The organism is Microbacterium sp. LMI12-1-1.1 (genome assembly GCF_040676455.1).
In the GTDB taxonomy this organism is placed as follows: Bacteria; Actinomycetota; Actinomycetes; order Actinomycetales; family Microbacteriaceae; genus Microbacterium.
In genome coordinates, this window is the sequence record NZ_JBEGIA010000001.1 from 545,360 (window position 1) to 564,499 (window position 19,140).

Here is a 19,140-nt window from a genome sequence, read left to right on the forward strand (position 1 = left end):
TCACGCCCCCTCGAACTGCTGGGCGGCCTGGGCTGCGGCATCCAGTCCCGCGTTCTGCTGTCCCCCGCCGACAGGGCGCTTCAGGTACGCGACGAGACCGCCCTCGGGACCTGGGACGACCTGGACGAGCTCCCAGCCTTGCTTGCCCCAGTTGTTGAGGATCGCAGCGGTGTTGTGGATCAGAAGGGGCGTGGTGAGGTACTCCCACGTCGTCATCGCGACTCCTCGGGTATGCGGAAAGGACGGCAGGTGAAGGCTGGGAAACACCTCAGCGGGCGCACGTCTCTGAGGGAATCGCCCAGGTATCTCCCCTACGATCAAGCCTATGCCTGATACCAAACGCACGGCCACAGGTGTGCTCGGCGGACTCGCCGGGCTCGTGGGCCTCAGCGCCGCAGCCGGTGTCCTCATCGCAGCGACGATCACCCCCGCGGTCGCCATCACGAGCACTGCGGCCGAGCGCGCGATCACGATGTTCGACAATCTGCCGAGCTCGCTCGAGATCGACAAGCTCATGCTGCCGAGCAACTTCTACTACACCGATCCCGCCACGGGTCAGCCGAGCCTGATGACGCAGTTCCTCGAGCAGGACCGCACCCCGGTGTCCTTCGACCAGATCAACCCCGTCATGTACGACGCGCTCCTGTCCAGTGAGGACCCGCGCTACTACCAGCACGGCGGCATCGACCTCATCGGCACGACACGTGCTCTGCTCTCCAACGCGGGGGGCGCCTCGGAGACGCAGGGTGGCTCGTCGATCAGCCAGCAGTACGTGAAGAACGTGCTGATCCAGAAGTGCGAGCAGAACGCCGAGACGGAGTACGAGACCGATGAGGCCGGCGAGCCGGTCCTCGACGAGAACGGTGCGGCGGTGGTCAAGGTCAGTCGCGACCAGGCGCTCCTCAACTGCTGGACCGATGCGACGACCGCAGAGGGCTCCGAGGGCTACACGCGCAAGCTGCAGGAGATGCGCTACGCGATCGCCCTCGAGCAGAAGTACTCGAAGAACGACATCCTTCTCGGCTATCTCAACATCGCCAACTTCGGCGGCATCACTTACGGCATCGAGGCCGCCGCGCGCTACTACTTCACCACCAGCGCCGCGAACCTCACCGTGGCGCAGGCGGCAACGCTGGCCGGCATGGTGCAGAACCCCAACAACTACCGCATCGATAGAACGGGCGGTTCGATCTTCGGCGCCGACGGCGCGACGTTCAACAAGGCGCCGGACGGGGTCATCGACGAAGGCGCGAACCTCACCGTGCTCGACGACCTCGTTGCCTCGGGTGAGATCACGGAGGAGCAGAAGCTCGCCGCGGCCGACGGCTACACCTCCACGAAGGTCCGCCAGCTGTACGTGCTGAGTCGCATGCTCGACGACGGCAAGATCACGCGCGAGCAGTACGTCGAGGCCGCGGTCTGGCCGATCACACCGGCCATCAACCCCCCCAAGACCGGCTGCGCCAACGCCGGCGGCGCCGCCTACTTCTGCCAGTACGTCAAGTACGTCATCCTCAATGACCCGGCTTTCGGCGAGACCGCCGAGGACCGCCAGGAAACGCTCCAGCGTGGTGGCCTCAACGTCTACACGACGCTCGACCCGCGCGTCCAGGCCCCCGCCGAGCAGGCTATGGCCACTTACGCGCCGTCCTCGATCGAGATGCGCCAGGGCACGACTGTTCCCTCGCCCGGTCGTTTCGGTTCCACCACCGTGAGCGTTGAGGCCGGCACCGGCCGAATCCTCGCGATGGCGCAGAACACCAAGTTCAGTGAAGACGCCTCCGTCGCGGCCGACTTGAATTACTCGGCGCAGGTCTACGCCGGCGATCTGCAGTTCGGCAACTCGACCGGCTTCAACGCCGGGTCGACGTTCAAGCTCTTCACACTCCTCGACTGGCTCGAGAAGGGCAAGTCCGTGAACGAGACGCTCAACGGCACGCTCCGCCTGTTCAAGAAGCTGACCGTCTGCGGCGAGACGTGGACGAACACGGCGACCAAGCCCACAGGGAACTTCGCCGGAGATCGAGGCCGCGTCGGCACGCCGATGCAGTTCACCGCGTCTTCGCTGAACACCGGCTACTTCGCCATGGCGGAGAAGCTCGACCTCTGCGACATCGCAAACGTCGCCACGAAGATGGGCGTCACGCAGGGCAACGGCGATCCCATCAAGATGGAGAACCTCAACTCGGTGATCGGCACCGCGAACGTCTCGCCCCTCGCGATGGCCGAGGCGTATGCGACGGTCGCCAACAATGGCATCTACTGCCAGCCGCAGGTGATCGACCGGATCACCGACTCCGATGGCAACGACCTGCCGAAGCCCGAACGGACGTGCAACCAGGTTCTCGAGCCCCGTGTTGCGGCGACGGCGGCCTATGCCCTTCAGGGCGTGATGAACGGTGGCACCGGAAACCAGGGCAACCCGCGCGACGGCACGCCTCTCATCGGAAAGACCGGCACGCACGAAGAGATCCAGTCGTGGCTCATCGAGTCGAGCACGAAGGTCGCGACGGCGACGTGGGCAGGCAACGTCCAGGGCGGCGGCGACATTTTCAAGACCTCGTACAACGGCGTCCGCCTGTCTGATATCCGGTACCGCATCACGCGAGACGTGCAGGCGGCGGCGAACGCAGCCTATGGTGGCGACAGGTTCGCAGGCCCGGATTCCGAGCTGACCAAGCAGGTGCTGACCGACCTCCCCAACGTCGTCGGCCAGACCATCGAGCAGGCGACCAAGACGCTCGAGGACGCCGGCTTCAGCGTGAGCGTCGGCGACCCGGTGGACTCCGACCAGCCCGCGGGTGTCGTAGGCGCTCAGAACCCGGGCGCAGGCAAGGTCGCGGGCGGCAGCACCGTCACCATCAACCCCAGCAACGGAGAGGGTCTCACGATCCCCAACGTGTCGGGGAGCACGCTCGAGGACGCCAAGAAGGCGTTGCGCAGCGCGGGCTTCGGCAACGTGAGCGACGGCAGCTGTACGGCCGACGCCGCACTGGGCGCTCAGACGAGAGCGGGCGCGACCAACCCGTCCGCCGGCAGCGTCGTCAACCGCAACACGTCGATCGCCGTCGACTACACGGCCGCAGTCTGCGGCGGCGGGGGCCGCGGGCCCGGCGGCGGTGACGACGACTAGTGCCGCCTGCAGCAACTCGCACCGCCCTCACCGTGCTCGGCACGGTGGGGGCGGTCGGCGCGGGCGCCGCGATCTGGGGCGTCGGCATCGAGCGCTACCTGTTCACGGTCCGCTTCCATGACGTTCCGATGCTTCCCGCCGGTTCCGCGCCGATCCGCGTCCTCCATCTCTCCGACGCGCACATGGCGCCGTGGCAGCATCGCAAGCAGGAGTGGATCGCGGCCCTGGCCGAGCTCGAGCCCGACCTGGTCGTGAACACCGGCGACAACATGGGTCACGTCGACGGCCTTCGCGGTCTGCGCGCGGCCTTCGACCCGCTGCGCGGCATCCCGGGCGTCTTCGTCCACGGCTCGAACGACCACGCTGCTCCCTCCCCCCGCAACCCCCTGAAGTACTTCACCGGGCCGTCGAAGGTCAAGCACACGTCCGAGCCGCTCGACACCCAGGCGCTCGACGAGTACCTCACCGACGAGCTCGGCTGGCTCGACCTCAACAACCGCGTCGGAACGATGGATGCCGCGGGCCGCCGTATCGCGGCGTTCGGCGTCAGCGACGCGCACCGCGAGTGGGACAAGCTCGACGCCCTCCCCGGCCCGCTGTCGGCGCTGCGCAGCCAGGAGTCCGCCGACCTCACGCTCGGTGTGACGCACGCCCCCTACCGGCGCGTGCTCGACGACTTCGTCGACCTCGGCGCCGACGCCGTCTTCGCCGGCCACACGCACGGCGGTCAGGTGCGCATCCCCGGCTTCGGCGCTCTTGTCGCGAACTGCGACATCCCACTGAAGCAGGCGCGCGGACTCAGCTCGTGGACGCACGGCGGGCGCACGGTGCCGTTGAACGTCAGCGCGGGTCTCGGACACTCGATCTACGCACCCGTGCGCTTCGCGTGCCGGCCCGAGGCATCGCTTCTGACCCTCGTGGCTCAGGCGTAGCGCTCGACTCCTCCCCAAGCGGGGCTTCGCGCGCTTGGTCCACAGATCGGCGCGACGGTGGCCCAGGGAACACACGGGGCGGGCAGTCTCGCAATGTGCCGAGAACAGAACCTCCGTCCTTCCCCCTGACACCGCGTCGCCCCTCCCGCCTCGTGCGTTTGCTTCGATCGCGCACTCTCCCTCTGCCCGCCTATATCCTCGTCATCGTCGTCCTGGCGGTGCTCTTCGTCATAGACGTCGCAGCACCGCCGCGCGCCGACGCCGCCGAGCGCGGTACCGGATTCGGCACGTGGGCACCGATCTCGGCCTACGGATGGCATGGCTCGATGCTGATCGACGGCGTGCATACGTACTGCATCACCCCGGGTGCGCCTGCTCCCACCGGGCCGAGCAGCGACCACGGCATCAGTGGATCGGCCGCCGGGCTGTCGTCGCAGCAGCTCGCCGGGATCAATCTCCTGGTGTCCGCCTACGGGCAGACCGATGATCCCGTCCAGGCTGCCGCGGTGGCGTGGGCTGTCAAGGCGATCGCGAACCGCGAGGAGACGCTCCACGCGTTCGGATACCGGGGCGACTCGCTTGCCGGCGCGATCCACTGGACGATGTCTGCACTCGCGCCGCAGCATGACCTGGCCGTCCAGGAGCGGGCTGTCGCCTACTACGACGAGGCCGTCCGCGCGGCGCAGAACGCGGTCGACGCGAGCGGAAGTCTGGCGTTCTCGACCGACCCCGCAGACCACCGGACCGGCACGGTGCGCGTCGACGCCACGAGCGCCGCGACCGGGACCGTGACCCTTGTGAACGCCGTCTTCGCCACGACGGGTACACCCACGCTGGAGGGCGCAACGGCGGGCACGACCTACGCCATCCGCACGGTCCAGCCTGAGCCGGGCCGCGCGTACACCGTCAGCGGCACAGGCCGCTTGACCGCGGGCCTGCCCGCCGCAGTGCGCCACTACACCACGCCGGGCGGCCAGCAGACCGCCGGTCCCGCCGGCGTTGTGCCGTTCGACATCGCGGGAGCCGATGCCGCCCCGCGCGTCCCCCCGTTCTCGCCGTCCATCGCGACACAGGTGCCGGCGCGGGAGACGGCTCCAGGTCCGTACATCGACCAGGTCACGTTCGCTGCAGAGGACGGATCGTGGCCGCGTGCCGAGGACCGCTCGTATCTGCCCGTGACAGCCCGCGCGGTCGTCTACCGCACCGATACTGAGCCGGTTCCGAACTCGGAGGTTCCCGAAGACGCGACCGTCGCAGGAACCCTGCAGGTCACGACCGATCCCGTCCTCGGTCCGACAACGGCGTACACCGTCACATCACCGTGGGAGATGACGGCCCCCGGCTTCTACACAGCGGTGTGGAGCGTGAGCGGTGCCGACCAGATCACCGCGGTGGCGGCCCACACCGGACCGGAATTCGTGTGGGCCGAGCGTTTCGGCGAACCGTCGCAGGTCGCCGTCGTCGCGCCGCCTGCGGTGGAGCCGACGCCCGCCCCGACGCCCGCTGTGACGACGCCTGGCCCCGTCGCTGCCGACGTCGCTCCGAGTCCTCCGCCGGCCGCGCTCGCCGCGACCGGGATCGATGTTGCTGCCGTTCGCACGCCCCTGGCGATCGCCATCGGCCTTGTCAGCATCGGCGTCGCGATCGTCGCGTCCCGACGCCCTCGGTTCGGAGCACGGCTCACGATCAGGTAGACTCATGGGGTTGTCGACGGGGTGTGGCGCAGCTTGGTAGCGCGCTTCGTTCGGGACGAAGAGGCCGCAGGTTCAAATCCTGTCACCCCGACAGCGAAGAGGCTCCGCCGCGAGGCGGAGCCTCTGGCATGAAAGGACGGACACCGTGACGGACAGCATCCCGCCCCTTCTCGTCGCCTTCGACCTCGACGACACCCTCGCACCCTCCAAGAGCCAGATCGACGAGCGCATCGGCGGGCTGCTCATCGCGCTGGCCGAGCGCGTCGAGGTGGCGATCATCTCCGGTGGTCAGCTCGGTCAGTTCACGACGCAGGTCGTCGACCGGCTTCCGGAGGCGTCCCCTGCCGCGCTCGCTCGACTCCACCTGCTGCCCACCTGCGGCACCCAGTACTACCGCCTGACCGAGGACGAGGTCGTCACGGTCTACAAGCGCTCGCTCACCGACGACCAGAAGTCGCGGGCACTCGCTGCCGTCGAGGGCGAGGCGCGCCGCCTCGGGCTCTGGGAATCCGAGACGTGGGGCGACATCCTCGAGGACCGCGGCTCGCAGATCACCTTCTCGGCGCTCGGCCAGCAGGCTCCCGTCTCCGCCAAGACCGCGTGGGACCCGACCGGCGAGAAGAAGAACGCCCTGCGTGCCGCGGTGGCTGCGCTGCTGCCCGACCTCGAGGTGCGCTCGGGCGGCTCGACGTCTGTCGACATCACCGAGCAGGGCATCGACAAGGCCTACGGCATGCGCCGGCTCGCCGAGCAGACCGGCATCGCACTCGACGACATGCTCTTCGTCGGCGACCGCCTCGACCCGGACGGCAACGACTACCCCGTCCTCGCGATCGGCGTGCGCTGCCACGCGGTCGAGGGCTGGGAAGACACCGCCGACTACCTCGAAGAGCTCATCCCCACGCTTCCCGTCCGCGTCTGACGCGTTTGCCGGGGGCCGGCGTGAGCCCCACCCGTTTCGTCTCGCTCGTTCCTCGCTCGCTCAACGACCGAAATCCTGGCTCAGCCCTCGCTCGCTCAACGACCCGAATGCGACGACCCGCTCCCCCGGACCGTCGAGCACGCGACGCAGAGCCCCCCGGTCGTTGAGCGAGGGAGCGCCAGCGACCGAGACGAAACGCCCCGAGCTTCGCGACTGCGCCGGACCCCGCGCGTTTCGTCTCGCTCATTCCTCGCTCGCTCAACGACCGGATTCCTCGCTCGCGCTCGCTCGCTCAACGACCGGAATGCGACGACCCGCTCCCTCGGACCATCGAGCATGCGACGCAGAGCCCCCCGGTCGTTGAGCGAGGGAGCGCCAGCGACCGAGACGAAACGCCCCGAGCTTCGCGACTGCGCCGGACCCTGCGCGTTTCGTCTCGCTCGCTCAACGACCGACGAGACCGGTGCGGGCGTTGAGCGAGCGAAGCGTCGAACGGATCAGCCCTGGGGGCGCGACGTGGTGCCCTTCGACGCCGTGGTCTTCGCCGGACGGGATGCCGCAGCATCCGTCTTGCCGTTCGCCGTCGTCCTCGGAGCCCGCGCTGCCGCGCCGGACGCGACACGCACGCGCGGTGCCCCGCCGCCGACAGCCTCAGCCGGCGCGCCCGCAAGCGGCATCAGGCGCGTGAGCTGGGTGACGTGGCGCGGCTCCAGCTCGGCGAGGGTGGAGACGCCGAGCAGCTTCATGGTGCGCTCGATCTCGCTGCGGAGGATGGCGATCGTGCGGTCGACGCCCTGGCGGCCACCCGCCATGAGGCCGTAGAGGTACGCGCGGCCGATGAGGGTGAACTTCGCACCGAGCGCGATCGAGGCGACGATGTCGGCGCCGTTCATGATGCCCGTGTCGACCATGACGGTCGCATCCTTGCCGACCTCGCGCACCACCTCGGGCAGGAGCCGGAAGGGGATCGGCGCGCGGTCGAGCTGGCGCCCGCCGTGGTTCGAGAGGATGATGCCGTCGACGCCGGCATCGATGAGCCGCTTCGAGTCCGCGACGTTCTGCACGCCCTTGACCACGATCTTGCCCGGCCAGATGTCGCGGATGATCGCGAGGTCGTCGTAGCTGATCGTCGGGTCCATCGCCGAGTTCAGCAGCTCGCCCACCGTGCCGCCGGTGGTCGAGAGCGAGGCGAACTCGAGCTTCGGCGTGGTGAGGAAGTCGTACCACCACCACGGCCGCGGGATGGCGTTGATGATCGTGCCCAGCGTCAGCTGCGGCGGGATCGAGAAGCCGTTGCGCTTGTCGCGCAGGCGCGCGCCCGCGACGGGCGTGTCGACGGTGAACTGCAGCGTGTCGAAGCCGGCGGCCGCCGCGCGGCGCGCCAGGTTGTACGAGATCTCGCGGTCGCGCATGACATACAGCTGGAACCAGTTGCGCCCGTGCGGGTTGGCCTTCTTCACGTCCTCGATCGACGTGGTGCCGAGCGTCGAGAGCGTGAACGGGATTCCTGCGGCCCCGGCTGCACCCGCGCCGGCGGTCTCACCCTCGGTCTGCATGAGGCGCGTGAAGCCGGTCGGCGCGATGCCGAAGGGCAGCGCCGACGGACCCCCGAGGATCTCGGTGGACATGTCGACGTGCTCGGCCGGTCGCAGGATGTCGGGGTGGAACTCGACGTCTTCGAACGCCTGGCGCGCACGCGCGAGCGAGAACTCGCCCTCGGCGGCGCCGTCGGTGTAGTCGAAGGCCGCCTTGGGCGTGCGACGCTTCGCGATCGTCCGCAGGTCGTGGATCGTGAGCGCCGCCTCGAGCCGGCGCTTGCGGCCGTCGAGTTCGGGCTTCTTGAACTGCATGAGCTCGAGCAGCTCAGCAGGCTTGGGGAGCTGGCGCTGGACCATGGGGTTGCCTTTCAGGAGGTCGGACCCGTCGCAGCGGATCCGGGGACGGGGTCGGCTGAGGCGGAGCGCGCGAGGCCCGCCGAGGCGTAGTAGCCGACGATGTGGTCGTGGACGAGGGTTCGGGCGCGGGCCGCATCGCCCGCGTCGACGGCGTCGAGGATCGCGTGGTGCTCACGGCGGAGGCGGTCGGCCGCGGCATCCCATTGCGCGATGCCGGCGGCGCCCGCCTGCACGTACGACTCGATCGCCGTGCGCAGGCCCGCCATCATGGCGGCGATCACGACGTTGCCCGACGCCTCGGCGAGGGCGAGGTGCAGCTGCGCGTCGAGCGCGAGAAACTCCGGCGCCGTGAGGTCGACGGCATCCATCGCGTCGAGGACGTCACGGGCGCGCGCCGTGGACAGCGCCGGGTCGGTCGCGACCGCGTCGACGACGGCGGATTCGAGCACGAGACGGGTCGCGACGACGTCGTCGAAGGGGAACCCCTGGGCGGCGACCTGCAGGCGCAGCAGGGCCGACATGCCGCCCTCGGGTGTCGCGATGATGATGGCGCCGGACGTCGGGCCTGAGCCGGTGCCGGTGCGGATCACGCCCATCACCTCGAGCACGCGCAGGGCCTCGCGCACGCTCGACCGACCGACCCCGAGGGTGGCGGCGAGCTCGCGCTCGGGGGCGAGCCGATCGCCCGGGCGCAGCGTGCCGTCGAGCAGGTCGGTCTCGATCCTCTCGAGCACGACACGCCAGGCGCGGGCCGGTGCGATCGCCGGGGAAGTGGGGGTCCCTGCCACGGATCTCCTCGTCGATGTCGGATCCGCCTGCCCTCCTCGATGAAGAGCACGGTGTGGTCAGACCACGATAACGTGTGGTCCGACCACAGACAACCCGTGTGACGCGCGATGTCGCCCGGGAGCGATACTCTGACCGCATGGATCCCCTCCCCCTCGTCCTCATCGTCGCGGGCGTCGCTGCCGCGTTCTGCTGGATCACCTCGCTCATCACGAACGAGACGTCGTGGATCGACCGGATCTGGTCGATCGTCCCGGTGATCTACGTGTGGATCTTCGCCGGTGCCGCCCTCGCCGACGGGGCCGACGCCACGCGCTTGGTCGTGATGGCGGTGCTTGTGACCGCCTGGGGTGTGCGGCTGACCTTCAACTTCGCGCGCAAGGGCGGCTACACCGGCATGGAGGACTACCGCTGGGCGGTCCTGCGCGGGCGGATGAAGCGGTGGCAATTCCAGGTGTTCAACCTGCTCTTCATCGTCGGGTTCCAGAGCGCCCTGTTGGTGCTCATCACGCTGCCGGCCCTCATCGCCTGGCAGCATCCAGCGCCTTTCAACGGGTGGGATGCCGCATTCGCAGTGGTCTTCGCGGCGCTCCTCGTGGGCGAGACCGTGGCCGACCAGCAGCAATGGAACTTCCACCAGGCGAAGAAGGCGGCCGGCGGCACGCTCGAGCCGCCCTTCCTCACCACCGGCCTGTTCGCCTACAGCCGGCACCCGAACTTCTTCTTCGAGCAGGCGCAGTGGTGGGCGTTCTACGCGCTCGGTGCGGTTGCTCTCGTCGCGGACGGCGGCGGCTGGCTCAACTGGACCATCGCCGGGCCCGCGCTGCTCACGGTCCTCTTCATCGGCTCGACGATCTTCACCGAGTCGATCTCCGCCGCGAAATACCCCGCGTATCGGGACTACCAGCGAACGACCTCAATGCTGGTGCCGCTCCCTCGTCGCCGCGGACGCGCGCCCGAGACCGCCTGAGCGCCGCCCGCCCGGAGGTCACTCCAGGCGCCCGCCCGACGCGCGCAGGTAGTCCTCGGCGCACAGCGATTCGTACGTGATGCGGTCCGCAGTGAGCTCGTCGATGGCGACCTGGTCACCGTCGAAGACGAAACGGCCGCCGACGAGGCGGGCGTTGAAGAGCGCCTTGCGACCACAGCGGCAGATCGTCTTGAGCTCTTCGAGGCTGTGGGCCAGCTCCAGCAGCCGCGCCGAGCCGGGGAACGCCTGCGTCTGGAAGTCGGTGCGGATTCCGTAGGCCAGCACGGGCACGCCGTCGAACACGACGATGCGCAGCAGGTCGTCGACCTGCTCGCGGGTGAGGAACTGCGCCTCGTCGATGAGGAAGCATGCGACGTCGACCTCGTGCTCCTCGGATTCCGGAACCAGCGTGGCCGCGGCATCCGCCCTCACACGCGCGCGGTGCTCGGCGAACAGGGCACGGATGTCGTCGTCGGGGCCGACGAGGAAGTCGACCGTGCGCTTGACGCCGAGGCGGCTGTCGATCTGGTCGGCGCCCTTGGTGTCGATCAACGGCTTGGCGAGCAGCACATGCTGCCCGCGCTCCTCGTAGTTGTACGCGGCCTGCAGGAGCGACGTCGACTTGCCGGAGTTCATCGCCCCATAGCGGAAGTAGAGCTTGGCCACGGATCGAGCGTAGTCGGTGGCGGCGTCACCGCCCGCCGAAGCCGCCACCCCCTCCCCCGCCGCCCGAGAATCCGCCGCCGGAGGAACCGCCCAACGATGACCAGCTGCTCGAGAACGACGACCCGGACGAGCTCGAGGAGCTTCCGCGCGAGACGGGTGTGGCGGCGAGGCGTCCGATGGACGAGGACGCATTCGACAGCGAGTCGGACGTGACCGAGTCGAACAGGGCTACACGGGCCATGGGCGTTTCGGCGGGCTGCGCAGCACGGATCACCGAGACCCACTCGCGCTGCATGCCGAACAGCACCGCGTACGGCAGGAGCCGCTCGTACAGGTTGACGACCTCCGCACCGGGTGCGTTCGGGGCGTCGGTGTAGGCGCGGCGTCCGCCCGCCACGAGGTCGGCGGTCTGCGGGGTCTGCGCCGCCCGGAGGCGATCCTCCTCAGCCAGGCGCAGGTACGCGCGGATGCCCTCCAGGTACGTCTTGTGCGTGCCGCCGGCGAGCGTGAGCGTCGTCTTGGGCAGGCCGATGAACGGCAGCACGATGAAGGCGCCGAACGCACTCGCGATCGAGAGGAAATTGATCCAGCCGCCGAGTGCGCCGAGATCCGTCAGCACCGACGGCACCGCGTCCAGGAAGAACGTCAGCATCACGGCGACCGCCAGGCCGCCGAACTGCAGCAGGCCGCGAACCCCGCCGACCCAGCCCGGGGTCTTGCTGCGATAGCCGCGATCGACCGTCGCGTCCTCGATGCGGCGCACATATGTCACCGCCCGGACCGGCGGCTTCTTGGCGAACACCCCCAGATCCACGCGGTCGCCCGGTGCGGCATCCCTCCCGAACAGCGTCGTCACGATGCGTCTGTCGTCGTGCTCGAGCCCGTTCGCATCCCGCAGAATCACGTCGAAATCGTCCGCGTCGGACCGATCGCCGGATGCCGTGATCTCGACCTTGTCTCGCACCGCGAGGTCGACGACATGCGCGGCGAGCGCCTTCGCGGGCACGCCGAGGACACCGGCCGACAGCGTCGGCGACTCATCGACCGGTGGCGAGTACTGCACGATGACCGGCGAGCGATCGGGATTGCGGCGCAGGAAGCGCCTCATCGCGAGGACGAACACCAGTCCGCCGAACCCGGCGAGAAGCCCCAGGACGGGCAGGATCCACTCCCACCAGGGGTACGGCGGAGGCGGTGGCGGTGTCGGCGCCGAAAACGTGCCCAGCTCGAAGCCGATCGCCACGGTGACGTTCTCGTCTTGCCCGACGCCTGCTTCGGCTGCGGTGAAGGCGAGCTGCCGCTCCCCCACTGCCGTGATGCCATGCCCCAGAGCCCACACCGCGATCTCATCGGGAGGCGCGGTCGGCGGCGCCGCCTGGATGTCGCAGGGCTCGGTGGAATCGGCGGGTCCGCTGTAGCAGGAGACCCGGTGAGGCTGCAGCCCTGCGGCCGCGTCGCCCAGGAGGTGCACGTGCGCACGCACCTCGCCGAACGACTGCGCGTGGTCGGTGCCGACGGTGTCCCAGTAGAACTCATCGGCGTCGGTGTCTTCGTAGCGCAGCACGACGTCGCTCATCGTGTAGGTGATGACGTAGGTCTGCGTCCCCTGCACGTAGGTGTCGTCCCCGGTCAGGACATAGACGAATTCCTCGTCCTCCTCGGTCCACCAGGGGATCGGTTCGCCGCCGGCACCCGTGACACTGACGATCACGGGGTCGTGCGCGATGCCCGAATCCGCCTGCGGGATCCACCGGACGATGCCCTTGTTCTGGTCGAAGTCCGGGAAGCGGGCGACGATCGTCTCGGTCGTGTAGAGCTGGCTCCGGCCGCCGGCATCCCTTCCGAGCCAGTAATCGGCCTCGAACGAGTCGTAGGCGAAGTCGTCGACGGATGCCGCCACCCGCAGTGCCGCCGCGCCACCGGCGCTCGATCGCAGGGCGACTCCCCCGGCGCCACCGTCGGACGCCGCCGCCCGGACGAGAACGACGGCACCGGCCACCACGACGACGAGGATCAGGGCGACGGCGATCGCCCAGACGCGCCAGGTGAGCCGTGCTCGCATGCCCCCCACCCTAGGGGGCAGCACTCGCGCTCCCACGGTCGGGCGTTCCGGTCGAGGCTCGACGGATGCAGCGACCGCTGCCCCACGCGCGCTACGCGGTGAGGGCGAGTGCCTCCGCGGTCTCGCCGAGCAGCTCCTGCGCGACCTCGGGCCGAGCGTTGAGCGTGTCGCCGTAGGTCGGGATGAGCTCGCGCAGACGCGGCTCCCACGCGTCGATGCGGTCGGGGAAGCAGGTCTTCAGCAGACCGAGCATGATCGACACCGCGGTCGACGCCCCCGGTGACGCACCCAGCAGGCCCGCGATGGTGCCGTCGGCGCCGGTGACGACCTCGGTGCCGAACTGCAGCACGCCGCCCTTCTCCGGGTCCTTCTTCATGACCTGGGCGCGCTGGCCGGCCTGGATGATCTCCCAGTCCTCGTCCTTCGCCGTCGGCATGAAGACGCGGAGGCTGTCGACCTTCTTGGCGTGGTTCTTCAGCAGCTCACCGACGAGATAGGTGATGAGGCTCGGGTTGTCCCACGCGACCTTGAGCATCGGACCCAGGTTGCCGGGCCGCACCTGGCCGACGATGTCGAACCACGAGCCGGTCTTGAGGAATTTGGGGCTGAACGTCGCGAACGGGCCGAAGAGAAGAGACGCCTCGCCGTCGACGACGCGCGTGTCGAGGTGCGGCACCGACATCGGCGGGGCGCCCACCGACGCCTGCGAGTACACCTTGGCCTTGTGCTGGGCGACGACCGCCGGGTTCGAGGTCTTCAGGAACTGCCCCCCGATCGGGAACACGCCGTAGCCGGAGATCTCCGGGATCCCGGACCGTTGCAGCAGCTTCAGGGCCCAGCCGCCGGCGCCCACGAAGACGAACTTCGCACGGATCTCGCCGGGCGTGCGACCGACGGTGCGACGGTACTTGACGCGCCACGAGCCGTCGGGCAGGCGCTTCAGGCGACGGACTTCGGTGTTGAGGCGCACGTCGGCGCCGTTCTCGGCGAGCCGGTCGATGAGCTGGTGGGTCAGCGCACCGAAGTCGACGTCGGTGCCCGCCGGCATCCGGGTCGCGGCGAACGGCTCGCCCTTGCGGCGCTTCTGCATCAGCAGCGGCGCCCACTGGTTGATGACCCGGGAGTCCTCGCTGTACTCGATGCCGGCGAACAGCGGTTCGTCCTTCAGCGCTTCGTAGCGCTTCTTGAGGTAGGCGACATCCTTCTCACCGCGCACGAAGGTCATGTGCGGGGTGGAGTTGATGAACGTCGACGGGGCGTCGAGCACGCCGGCCTCGACGAGCGACGACCATAGCTGACGGCTCTGCTGGAACTGCTCGTTGATCGAGATCGCCTTGGCGGGATCGACCGTGCCGTCCTTGCCCTCGGGCATGTAGTTCAGCTCGCAGAGCGCTGCGTGGCCGGTGCCGGCGTTGTTCCAGGGGTTGGAGCTCTCCTGCGCGACATCGCTCAGCCGCTCGAAGACCGCGATCTTGAGGTCGGGCTGCAGCTGCTGCAGCAGCGTGCCGAGCGTCGCACTCATGATGCCGCCGCCGATCAGCAGAACGTCGACCGTCCCCGTGGGGAGATCGCTGTCGTCAGGGCTGGGCAGGGCGTCGGAGGGCGTTTCGGTCACCAGATGATTCTAGTTCCGCCGGAAAGCACCCCCGACCGGGCGCCGGCTCCTCCCCCGAAAGTCCTGCGGTTCTTGCCGAAACGACAAGCGAGCGGATGCCGCGGCCGCGGCATCCGCTCGCTTTCGAGTCGTCGAAGGGAAGATCAGACGCTGACGCCCAGGTTGGCAGCGACGAGCTCCGCGATCTGCACGGCGTTGAGCGCCGCACCCTTGCGCAGGTTGTCGTTCGAGATGAAGAGCACCAGCCCCTTGCCCTCCGGCGCGGACTGGTCGGCACGGATGCGACCGACGTATGCCGGGTCGGTGCCGGCAGCCTGCAGCGGCGTCGGCACCTCCTCGAGCTTCACGCCGGGGGCGCTCGAGAGCACCTCGCGCGCACGCTCGGGCGTGATGTCGCGGGCGAACTCCACGTTGATGCTGAGCGAGTGGCCGGTGAAGACCGGCACGCGCACGCAGGTGCCGGCGACGCGGAGGTCGGGCAGCTCGAGGATCTTGCGGCTCTCGTTGCGGAGCTTCTTCTCCTCGTCGGTCTCGTTGAGGCCGTCGTCGACAAGGTTCCCGGCGAAGGGGATGACGTCGAAGGCGATCGGAGCGATGTACTTCTCGGGCTGGGGGAAGTCCAGCGCCGAGCCGTCGCGGGCGAGCCGCTCGACGTCGCCCTGAGCGAGCACGCCCTCGACCTGGCCGAGCAGCTCCTGAACCCCGGCGAGGCCCGAGCCGCTGACGGCCTGGTACGTGCTGACGATGAGCCGTTCGAGACCGGCCTCGTTGTCGAGCACCTTCAGCGCCGGCATCGCGGCCATGGTGGTGCAGTTGGGGTTCGCGATGATGCCCTTGCGCGCCTCGGCGATCGCGTGCGGGTTGACCTCGCTCACGACGAGCGGCACGTCGGGATCCATGCGCCACGCGCTGGAGTTGTCGATGACGACGGCGCCCGCCTCGGCGAAGCGCGGGGCGTGCGCACGGCTGCCCGTGGCGCCGGCCGAGAAGAGGGCGATGTCGATGCCGCCGAGTTCGGCGGTGGCGACATCCTCCACGGTCACGGCCTTGCCCTGGAAGATGATGTCGGATCCGGCCGAGCGTGCGGTGGCGAAGGCGCGGATCTCGCGCACCGGGAACCCGCGCTCCTCGAGGATGTCGATCATGGCGCCGCCGACCTGGCCGGTGGCGCCGACGATGGCGACGGAGAGTCCTGAATCGGAGATGCGGGTCATGGTGTTCCTCAGCGTGGGCACAAGCGTGGAGCGGACGCGCGGGCACCGTCGGACGCGCGGGGTTGCCCGATTCTACCGCCCTGCCGCAGCGGCGAGGTCCGCCGTTACGGGCTGCTCCCAGGGCTGCGTGTCGTCGTGAGGCGGGCGCGGCGCCAGCTGCTGCTCGCGGGCGGCGGGCGTCACGGGGTCAGGTGATCTCACGAGGACAGGACGTTGCGCGAGGAATCCTCCTGCACCGGTGACATCACCTGATCTCGTGGCATGAGACGGGACCGCCGCCGAGCGAGTCGGGGTCAGCGGCCGGTGCCGGCGTAGACGGTGGCCTCGATGTCGCCGTCCAGGCCGTACGCGGTGTGGACGACGCGCGCGGCCTCGGCCAGATCGTCGCCGCGCACCACGACCGAGATGCGGATCTCGGACGTCGAGATCATCTCGATATTGATGCCGGCGACGCTGAGCGCCTCGAACAGCGTGGCAGAGACACCCGAGTGCGTGCGCATGCCCGCGCCGACGACCGAGAGCTTGCCGATCTGGTCGTCGTGGACGAGGTTCTCGAAGCCGATGTCGGACTGGTCGCCGGCGAGCGCCTTCAGCGCGGTCGCGGCATCGGTCTTGGGGAGCGTGAACGAGATGTCGGTGCGGCCGGTCGCGGCGGCCGACACGTTCTGCACGATCATGTCGACGTTCGCCCCGGACTTCGCGATGACCTTGAAGATCTCGGCCGCCTTGCCCGGCACGTCGGGCACGCCGATGACGGTGATCTTGGCCTGACCCAGGTCGGTGGCGACCCCGGCGACGATCGGCTCTTCCATCTCTTCTCCCTTTTCGCCCTCGGGGACGCTCATCCCCGGGCCGAGCACATAGGTCCCCACGCCCGAGCTGAACGTGGAGCGGGCGTGGATCAGCACGCGGTGGCGGCGCGCGTACTCGACGGCGCGGATGTACAGCACCTTCGCGCCGTTCGCGGCGAGTTCGAGCATCTCCTCCGCCGACACGACGGTCAGCTTCTTCGCCTTCGGCACGACGCGGGGGTCGGCGGTGAAGATGCCGTCGACGTCGCTGTAGATCTCGCAGACGTCGGCCTGGAGCGCCGCCGCCAGCGCGACGGCGGTGGTGTCGGAACCCCCGCGGCCGAGCGTCGTGATGTCGCGTGTGTCGCGGTTGAACCCCTGGAAGCCGGCGACGATGACGATCGCGCCCTCGTCGAGGGCCTCACGCAGGCGGATCGGCGTGACGTCGACGATGCGCGCGGAGCCGTGATCGGCGGTCGTGATCATGCCGGCCTGGCTGCCGGTGAACGAGCGGGCCTCGAACCCCATCGAGTGGATGGCCATGGCGAGCAGCGCCATCGAGATGCGCTCACCGCTCGAGAGCAGCATGTCGAGCTCGCGCGGTGCGGGGATCGGCGCGACCTGCCCTGCCAGATCGAGCAGCTCGTCGGTGGTGTCGCCCATCGCGCTCACGGCGACGACGACGTCGTGCCCGGCCCGGCGCGTGTCGACGATGCGCTTCGCGACGCGCTTGATGCTCTCGGCATCCGCGACCGACGATCCGCCGTACTTCTGGACGATCAGCGCCACATCGAACTCCACGCGTATGTCAGGGGTGGGCGAGAACGGATGCCGCACCAGAGCTTCTGAACTTCACCCGACGCTCCATCTTACGGACGCTCCCATGCGCCACCGGCCATGTGTCTCGGCGCTAGCATCCGAGCATGGAGCAGATCGAGGCATGGTCGGAGTTCAACGTCGCGATGGTCGGCGCGACGGCGGCTCTGGCCGGTCTCGTCATCGTCGCGGCGAGCGTCAACATCGGCGACATCATCAAAGAGGCTTCTCTCACGGCGCGTCTCGCCGCGGGCATCTCCGGTCTCGTCCTCGCGCTCATCGGGTCGGCGGTCGGACTCATCCCCGAGGTCGGCGCGCTCCCCTACGGGGTCGCGATGATCGTGCTCGCGCTGGGCGCCGGCGTCTTTCAGGTGCAGGCGGCACGGCGGATCTTCGAGAACCGGCATCCGGCCAACCGGCTCCGCGCCGGCAAGTCCGCGGTCGGCTTCATCGCTCCGCTCGCCTACTTCGTCGGCGGCGCGCTGCTGGCGGCAGGTCAGCCGGGCGGACTGCTGTGGTTCGCGGCCGGCTCCCTCATCGCGGTGGTCGCGGCGCTGCTGGTGTCGTGGATCGTGCTCGTCGAAGTGCTCCGCTGACGCGGGGAGGATGCCGGCGGCCGCGCGGCAGCGGTCAGCTCGGGCCGATCGGCGGCAGGTCGGCCGTGGCCTTGCGAGCTCGCACCGTGCCGCCGGTGGCGGCGAGCCAGCACCCGGCGATCACCAGCGGGAATCCGATCAGCAGGCCGAGGGTGAGCGGCTCGCCGAGGATGAGCGTGCCGAGCACGATCGCGACGACGGGGTTGACGTAGGTGAACAGCGGCGCCCGCACCGGGCCCACGCGCGCGATCAGCGCGAAGAACGTGATGAACGCCACCGCCGTGCACAGGACGGCCAGCGCGATGAGCGACAGCGTGCCCTCGAGGGTCGGCACCTGGTGCTGCGTCAGGAACGCGATCGGCGTGTAGAAGATCCCGACAGCGAGGAGCGCGAGGGTGATGGAGCCGAGCGAGGGCACGTCGCGCAGCTTGGTAGCGATGACGAACGGCGCGATCGCGTACAGCAGCGCGACCAGCAGGACTTCGCCGACCGCGATGAGACCGCCGCCGCCTTCGACCGCGAGGCCGGGGCCCGCGACGATCACGAAGACGCCGACGAAGCCGATGAAGAGGCCGATGCTGCGCGCCGGGCTGAGAACCGAACGGTCACCTCCGCCGAACGCGATGATCGCCGCGAACAGCGGAACGGTCGCGACGAGCAGACCGGTGAGCCCCGACGGCAGCGTCTGCTCGGCATGACCGAGGAGCAGGAAGGGCCCCGCCATCTCGATGGCGCCGAACAGCAGCACCCAGCCGATCTTGGCGAAGGCGGGGCGCAGCGCCTTCTGCCGGATCGCGAACGGCAGGAGCAGCACGGCGCCGAGAAGCGTGCGGCCCGCCACCACCGCAGCCGGAGAGTACGACTCCACGGCGATGCTGATGAAGAGATAGGGAATGCCCCACAGCACTGCCATCGCGGCGAACAGCAGCCACGCGCGCGTGTCGAAGCGCTGCGAGGAGTTCATATGGTGTCTCTCCGTCAAGTGATCTTCGGTCGCAGCACGGATCTGTGCGCAGGCCTCGGGATTCAGCATCCGGGAACCGGCACC

General features: G+C 69.2%; 15 protein-coding genes and 1 tRNA gene. 7 read left to right on the forward strand and 9 right to left on the reverse strand.

The annotated features are described in order from the left end of the window. Window positions 1–216: a hypothetical protein gene (locus MRBLMI12_RS02720; RefSeq protein WP_308869972.1), complete on the reverse strand. Its 216-nt coding sequence runs from the start codon at window positions 214–216 to the stop codon at window positions 1–3. Between the two features lie 109 nt (window positions 217–325). On the opposite strand from MRBLMI12_RS02720, the gene MRBLMI12_RS02725 reads away from it, so the two are divergent. The 5 genes from MRBLMI12_RS02725 (at window position 326) to MRBLMI12_RS02745 (ending at window position 6,681) form a co-directional block, all read left to right on the forward strand. Further along, complete coding sequence (locus tag MRBLMI12_RS02725) at window positions 326–3,133, forward strand: transglycosylase domain-containing protein (RefSeq protein WP_363353703.1); 2,808 nt, start codon at window positions 326–328, stop codon at window positions 3,131–3,133. Next, window positions 3,133–4,065 carry a metallophosphoesterase gene (locus tag MRBLMI12_RS02730; RefSeq protein WP_349428227.1) on the forward strand — a complete coding sequence of 311 codons (933 nt, stop codon included), beginning with the start codon at window positions 3,133–3,135 and terminating at the stop codon, window positions 4,063–4,065. The genes MRBLMI12_RS02725 and MRBLMI12_RS02730 overlap by 1 nt, the downstream gene beginning before the upstream one ends. Window positions 4,066–4,223: 158 nt before the next feature. Then, the gene (locus MRBLMI12_RS02735; RefSeq protein ID WP_363353705.1) at window positions 4,224–5,759 is read left to right on the forward strand and encodes a hypothetical protein; all 1,536 of its coding nucleotides are present in this window, start codon (window positions 4,224–4,226) and stop codon (window positions 5,757–5,759) included. 17 nt (window positions 5,760–5,776) lie between these two features. After that, window positions 5,777–5,850: transfer RNA gene (locus MRBLMI12_RS02740), tRNA-Pro, on the forward strand. A gap of 54 nt (window positions 5,851–5,904) precedes the next feature. Then, window positions 5,905–6,681, forward strand: a complete 777-nt coding sequence (locus tag MRBLMI12_RS02745) for an HAD-IIB family hydrolase (protein WP_363353707.1) — start codon at window positions 5,905–5,907, stop codon at window positions 6,679–6,681. A gap of 497 nt (window positions 6,682–7,178) precedes the next feature. Here MRBLMI12_RS02745 and MRBLMI12_RS02750 read toward each other — a convergent pair whose 3' ends face one another. Both MRBLMI12_RS02750 and MRBLMI12_RS02755 read right to left on the reverse strand, forming a co-directional pair. Further along, window positions 7,179–8,576: an alpha-hydroxy acid oxidase gene (locus MRBLMI12_RS02750; RefSeq protein WP_363353709.1), complete on the reverse strand. Its 1,398-nt coding sequence runs from the start codon at window positions 8,574–8,576 to the stop codon at window positions 7,179–7,181. 11 nt (window positions 8,577–8,587) lie between these two features. Next, entirely contained in the window at window positions 8,588–9,364 is a 777-nt protein-coding gene (locus tag MRBLMI12_RS02755) for a FadR/GntR family transcriptional regulator (RefSeq protein WP_363353711.1), read from the reverse strand. A 137-nt stretch (window positions 9,365–9,501) separates the two neighbouring features. Between MRBLMI12_RS02755 and MRBLMI12_RS02760 the strand changes: the two genes are divergently transcribed. Beyond that, the gene (locus MRBLMI12_RS02760; RefSeq protein WP_363353713.1) at window positions 9,502–10,332 is read left to right on the forward strand and encodes a DUF1295 domain-containing protein; all 831 of its coding nucleotides are present in this window, start codon (window positions 9,502–9,504) and stop codon (window positions 10,330–10,332) included. An 18-nt stretch (window positions 10,333–10,350) separates the two neighbouring features. Here the strand turns inward: MRBLMI12_RS02760 and MRBLMI12_RS02765 are convergent, their stop codons facing one another. The 5 genes from MRBLMI12_RS02765 to MRBLMI12_RS02785 all read right to left on the reverse strand — a co-directional run bounded on the left by MRBLMI12_RS02765 (window position 10,351) and on the right by MRBLMI12_RS02785 (window position 17,469). Beyond that, window positions 10,351–10,998, reverse strand: coding sequence for a thymidine kinase (locus MRBLMI12_RS02765; protein WP_331912316.1), 648 nt, complete (start codon window positions 10,996–10,998; stop codon window positions 10,351–10,353). 25 nt (window positions 10,999–11,023) lie between these two features. Next, on the reverse strand, window positions 11,024–13,060 hold the full coding sequence (locus tag MRBLMI12_RS02770) for a DUF2207 domain-containing protein (protein WP_363353715.1): 2,037 nt from the start codon (window positions 13,058–13,060) through the stop codon (window positions 11,024–11,026). Between the two features lie 91 nt (window positions 13,061–13,151). After that, on the reverse strand, window positions 13,152–14,651 hold the full coding sequence (locus tag MRBLMI12_RS02775) for a malate:quinone oxidoreductase (protein WP_363355717.1): 1,500 nt from the start codon (window positions 14,649–14,651) through the stop codon (window positions 13,152–13,154). 167 nt (window positions 14,652–14,818) lie between these two features. Further along, complete coding sequence (locus MRBLMI12_RS02780; RefSeq protein WP_349428234.1) at window positions 14,819–15,889, reverse strand: aspartate-semialdehyde dehydrogenase; 1,071 nt, start codon at window positions 15,887–15,889, stop codon at window positions 14,819–14,821. A gap of 293 nt (window positions 15,890–16,182) precedes the next feature. Further along, on the reverse strand, window positions 16,183–17,469 hold the full coding sequence (locus MRBLMI12_RS02785) for an aspartate kinase (protein ID WP_363353718.1): 1,287 nt from the start codon (window positions 17,467–17,469) through the stop codon (window positions 16,183–16,185). A 134-nt stretch (window positions 17,470–17,603) separates the two neighbouring features. On the opposite strand from MRBLMI12_RS02785, the gene MRBLMI12_RS02790 reads away from it, so the two are divergent. Further along, a complete protein-coding gene (locus MRBLMI12_RS02790; protein ID WP_363353720.1) occupies window positions 17,604–18,092 on the forward strand; it encodes a hypothetical protein in 489 nt (162 codons plus the stop codon). 34 nt (window positions 18,093–18,126) lie between these two features. On the opposite strand, the gene MRBLMI12_RS02795 is transcribed toward MRBLMI12_RS02790, so the two are convergent. After that, a complete protein-coding gene (locus tag MRBLMI12_RS02795) occupies window positions 18,127–19,056 on the reverse strand; it encodes a DMT family transporter (protein WP_363353721.1) in 930 nt (309 codons plus the stop codon). Window positions 19,057–19,140: the final 84 nt, after the last annotated feature.

Excerpts from the sequence above, each read along its gene's own strand:
- MRBLMI12_RS02760 (WP_363353713.1), top strand. The coding sequence starts at position 9,502 with ATGGATCCCCTCCCCCTCGTCCTCATCGTCGCGGGCGTCGCTGCCGCG.
- MRBLMI12_RS02770 (WP_363353715.1), bottom strand. The coding sequence starts at position 13,060 with ATGCGAGCACGGCTCACCTGGCGCGTCTGGGCGATCGCCGTCGCCCTG.
- MRBLMI12_RS02790 (WP_363353720.1), top strand. The coding sequence starts at position 17,604 with ATGGAGCAGATCGAGGCATGGTCGGAGTTCAACGTCGCGATGGTCGGC.
- MRBLMI12_RS02780 (WP_349428234.1), bottom strand. The coding sequence starts at position 15,889 with ATGACCCGCATCTCCGATTCAGGACTCTCCGTCGCCATCGTCGGCGCC.
- MRBLMI12_RS02750 (WP_363353709.1), bottom strand. The coding sequence starts at position 8,576 with ATGGTCCAGCGCCAGCTCCCCAAGCCTGCTGAGCTGCTCGAGCTCATG.
- MRBLMI12_RS02795 (WP_363353721.1), bottom strand. The coding sequence starts at position 19,056 with ATGAACTCCTCGCAGCGCTTCGACACGCGCGCGTGGCTGCTGTTCGCC.
- MRBLMI12_RS02720 (WP_308869972.1), bottom strand. The coding sequence starts at position 216 with ATGACGACGTGGGAGTACCTCACCACGCCCCTTCTGATCCACAACACC.
- MRBLMI12_RS02725 (WP_363353703.1), top strand. The coding sequence starts at position 326 with ATGCCTGATACCAAACGCACGGCCACAGGTGTGCTCGGCGGACTCGCC.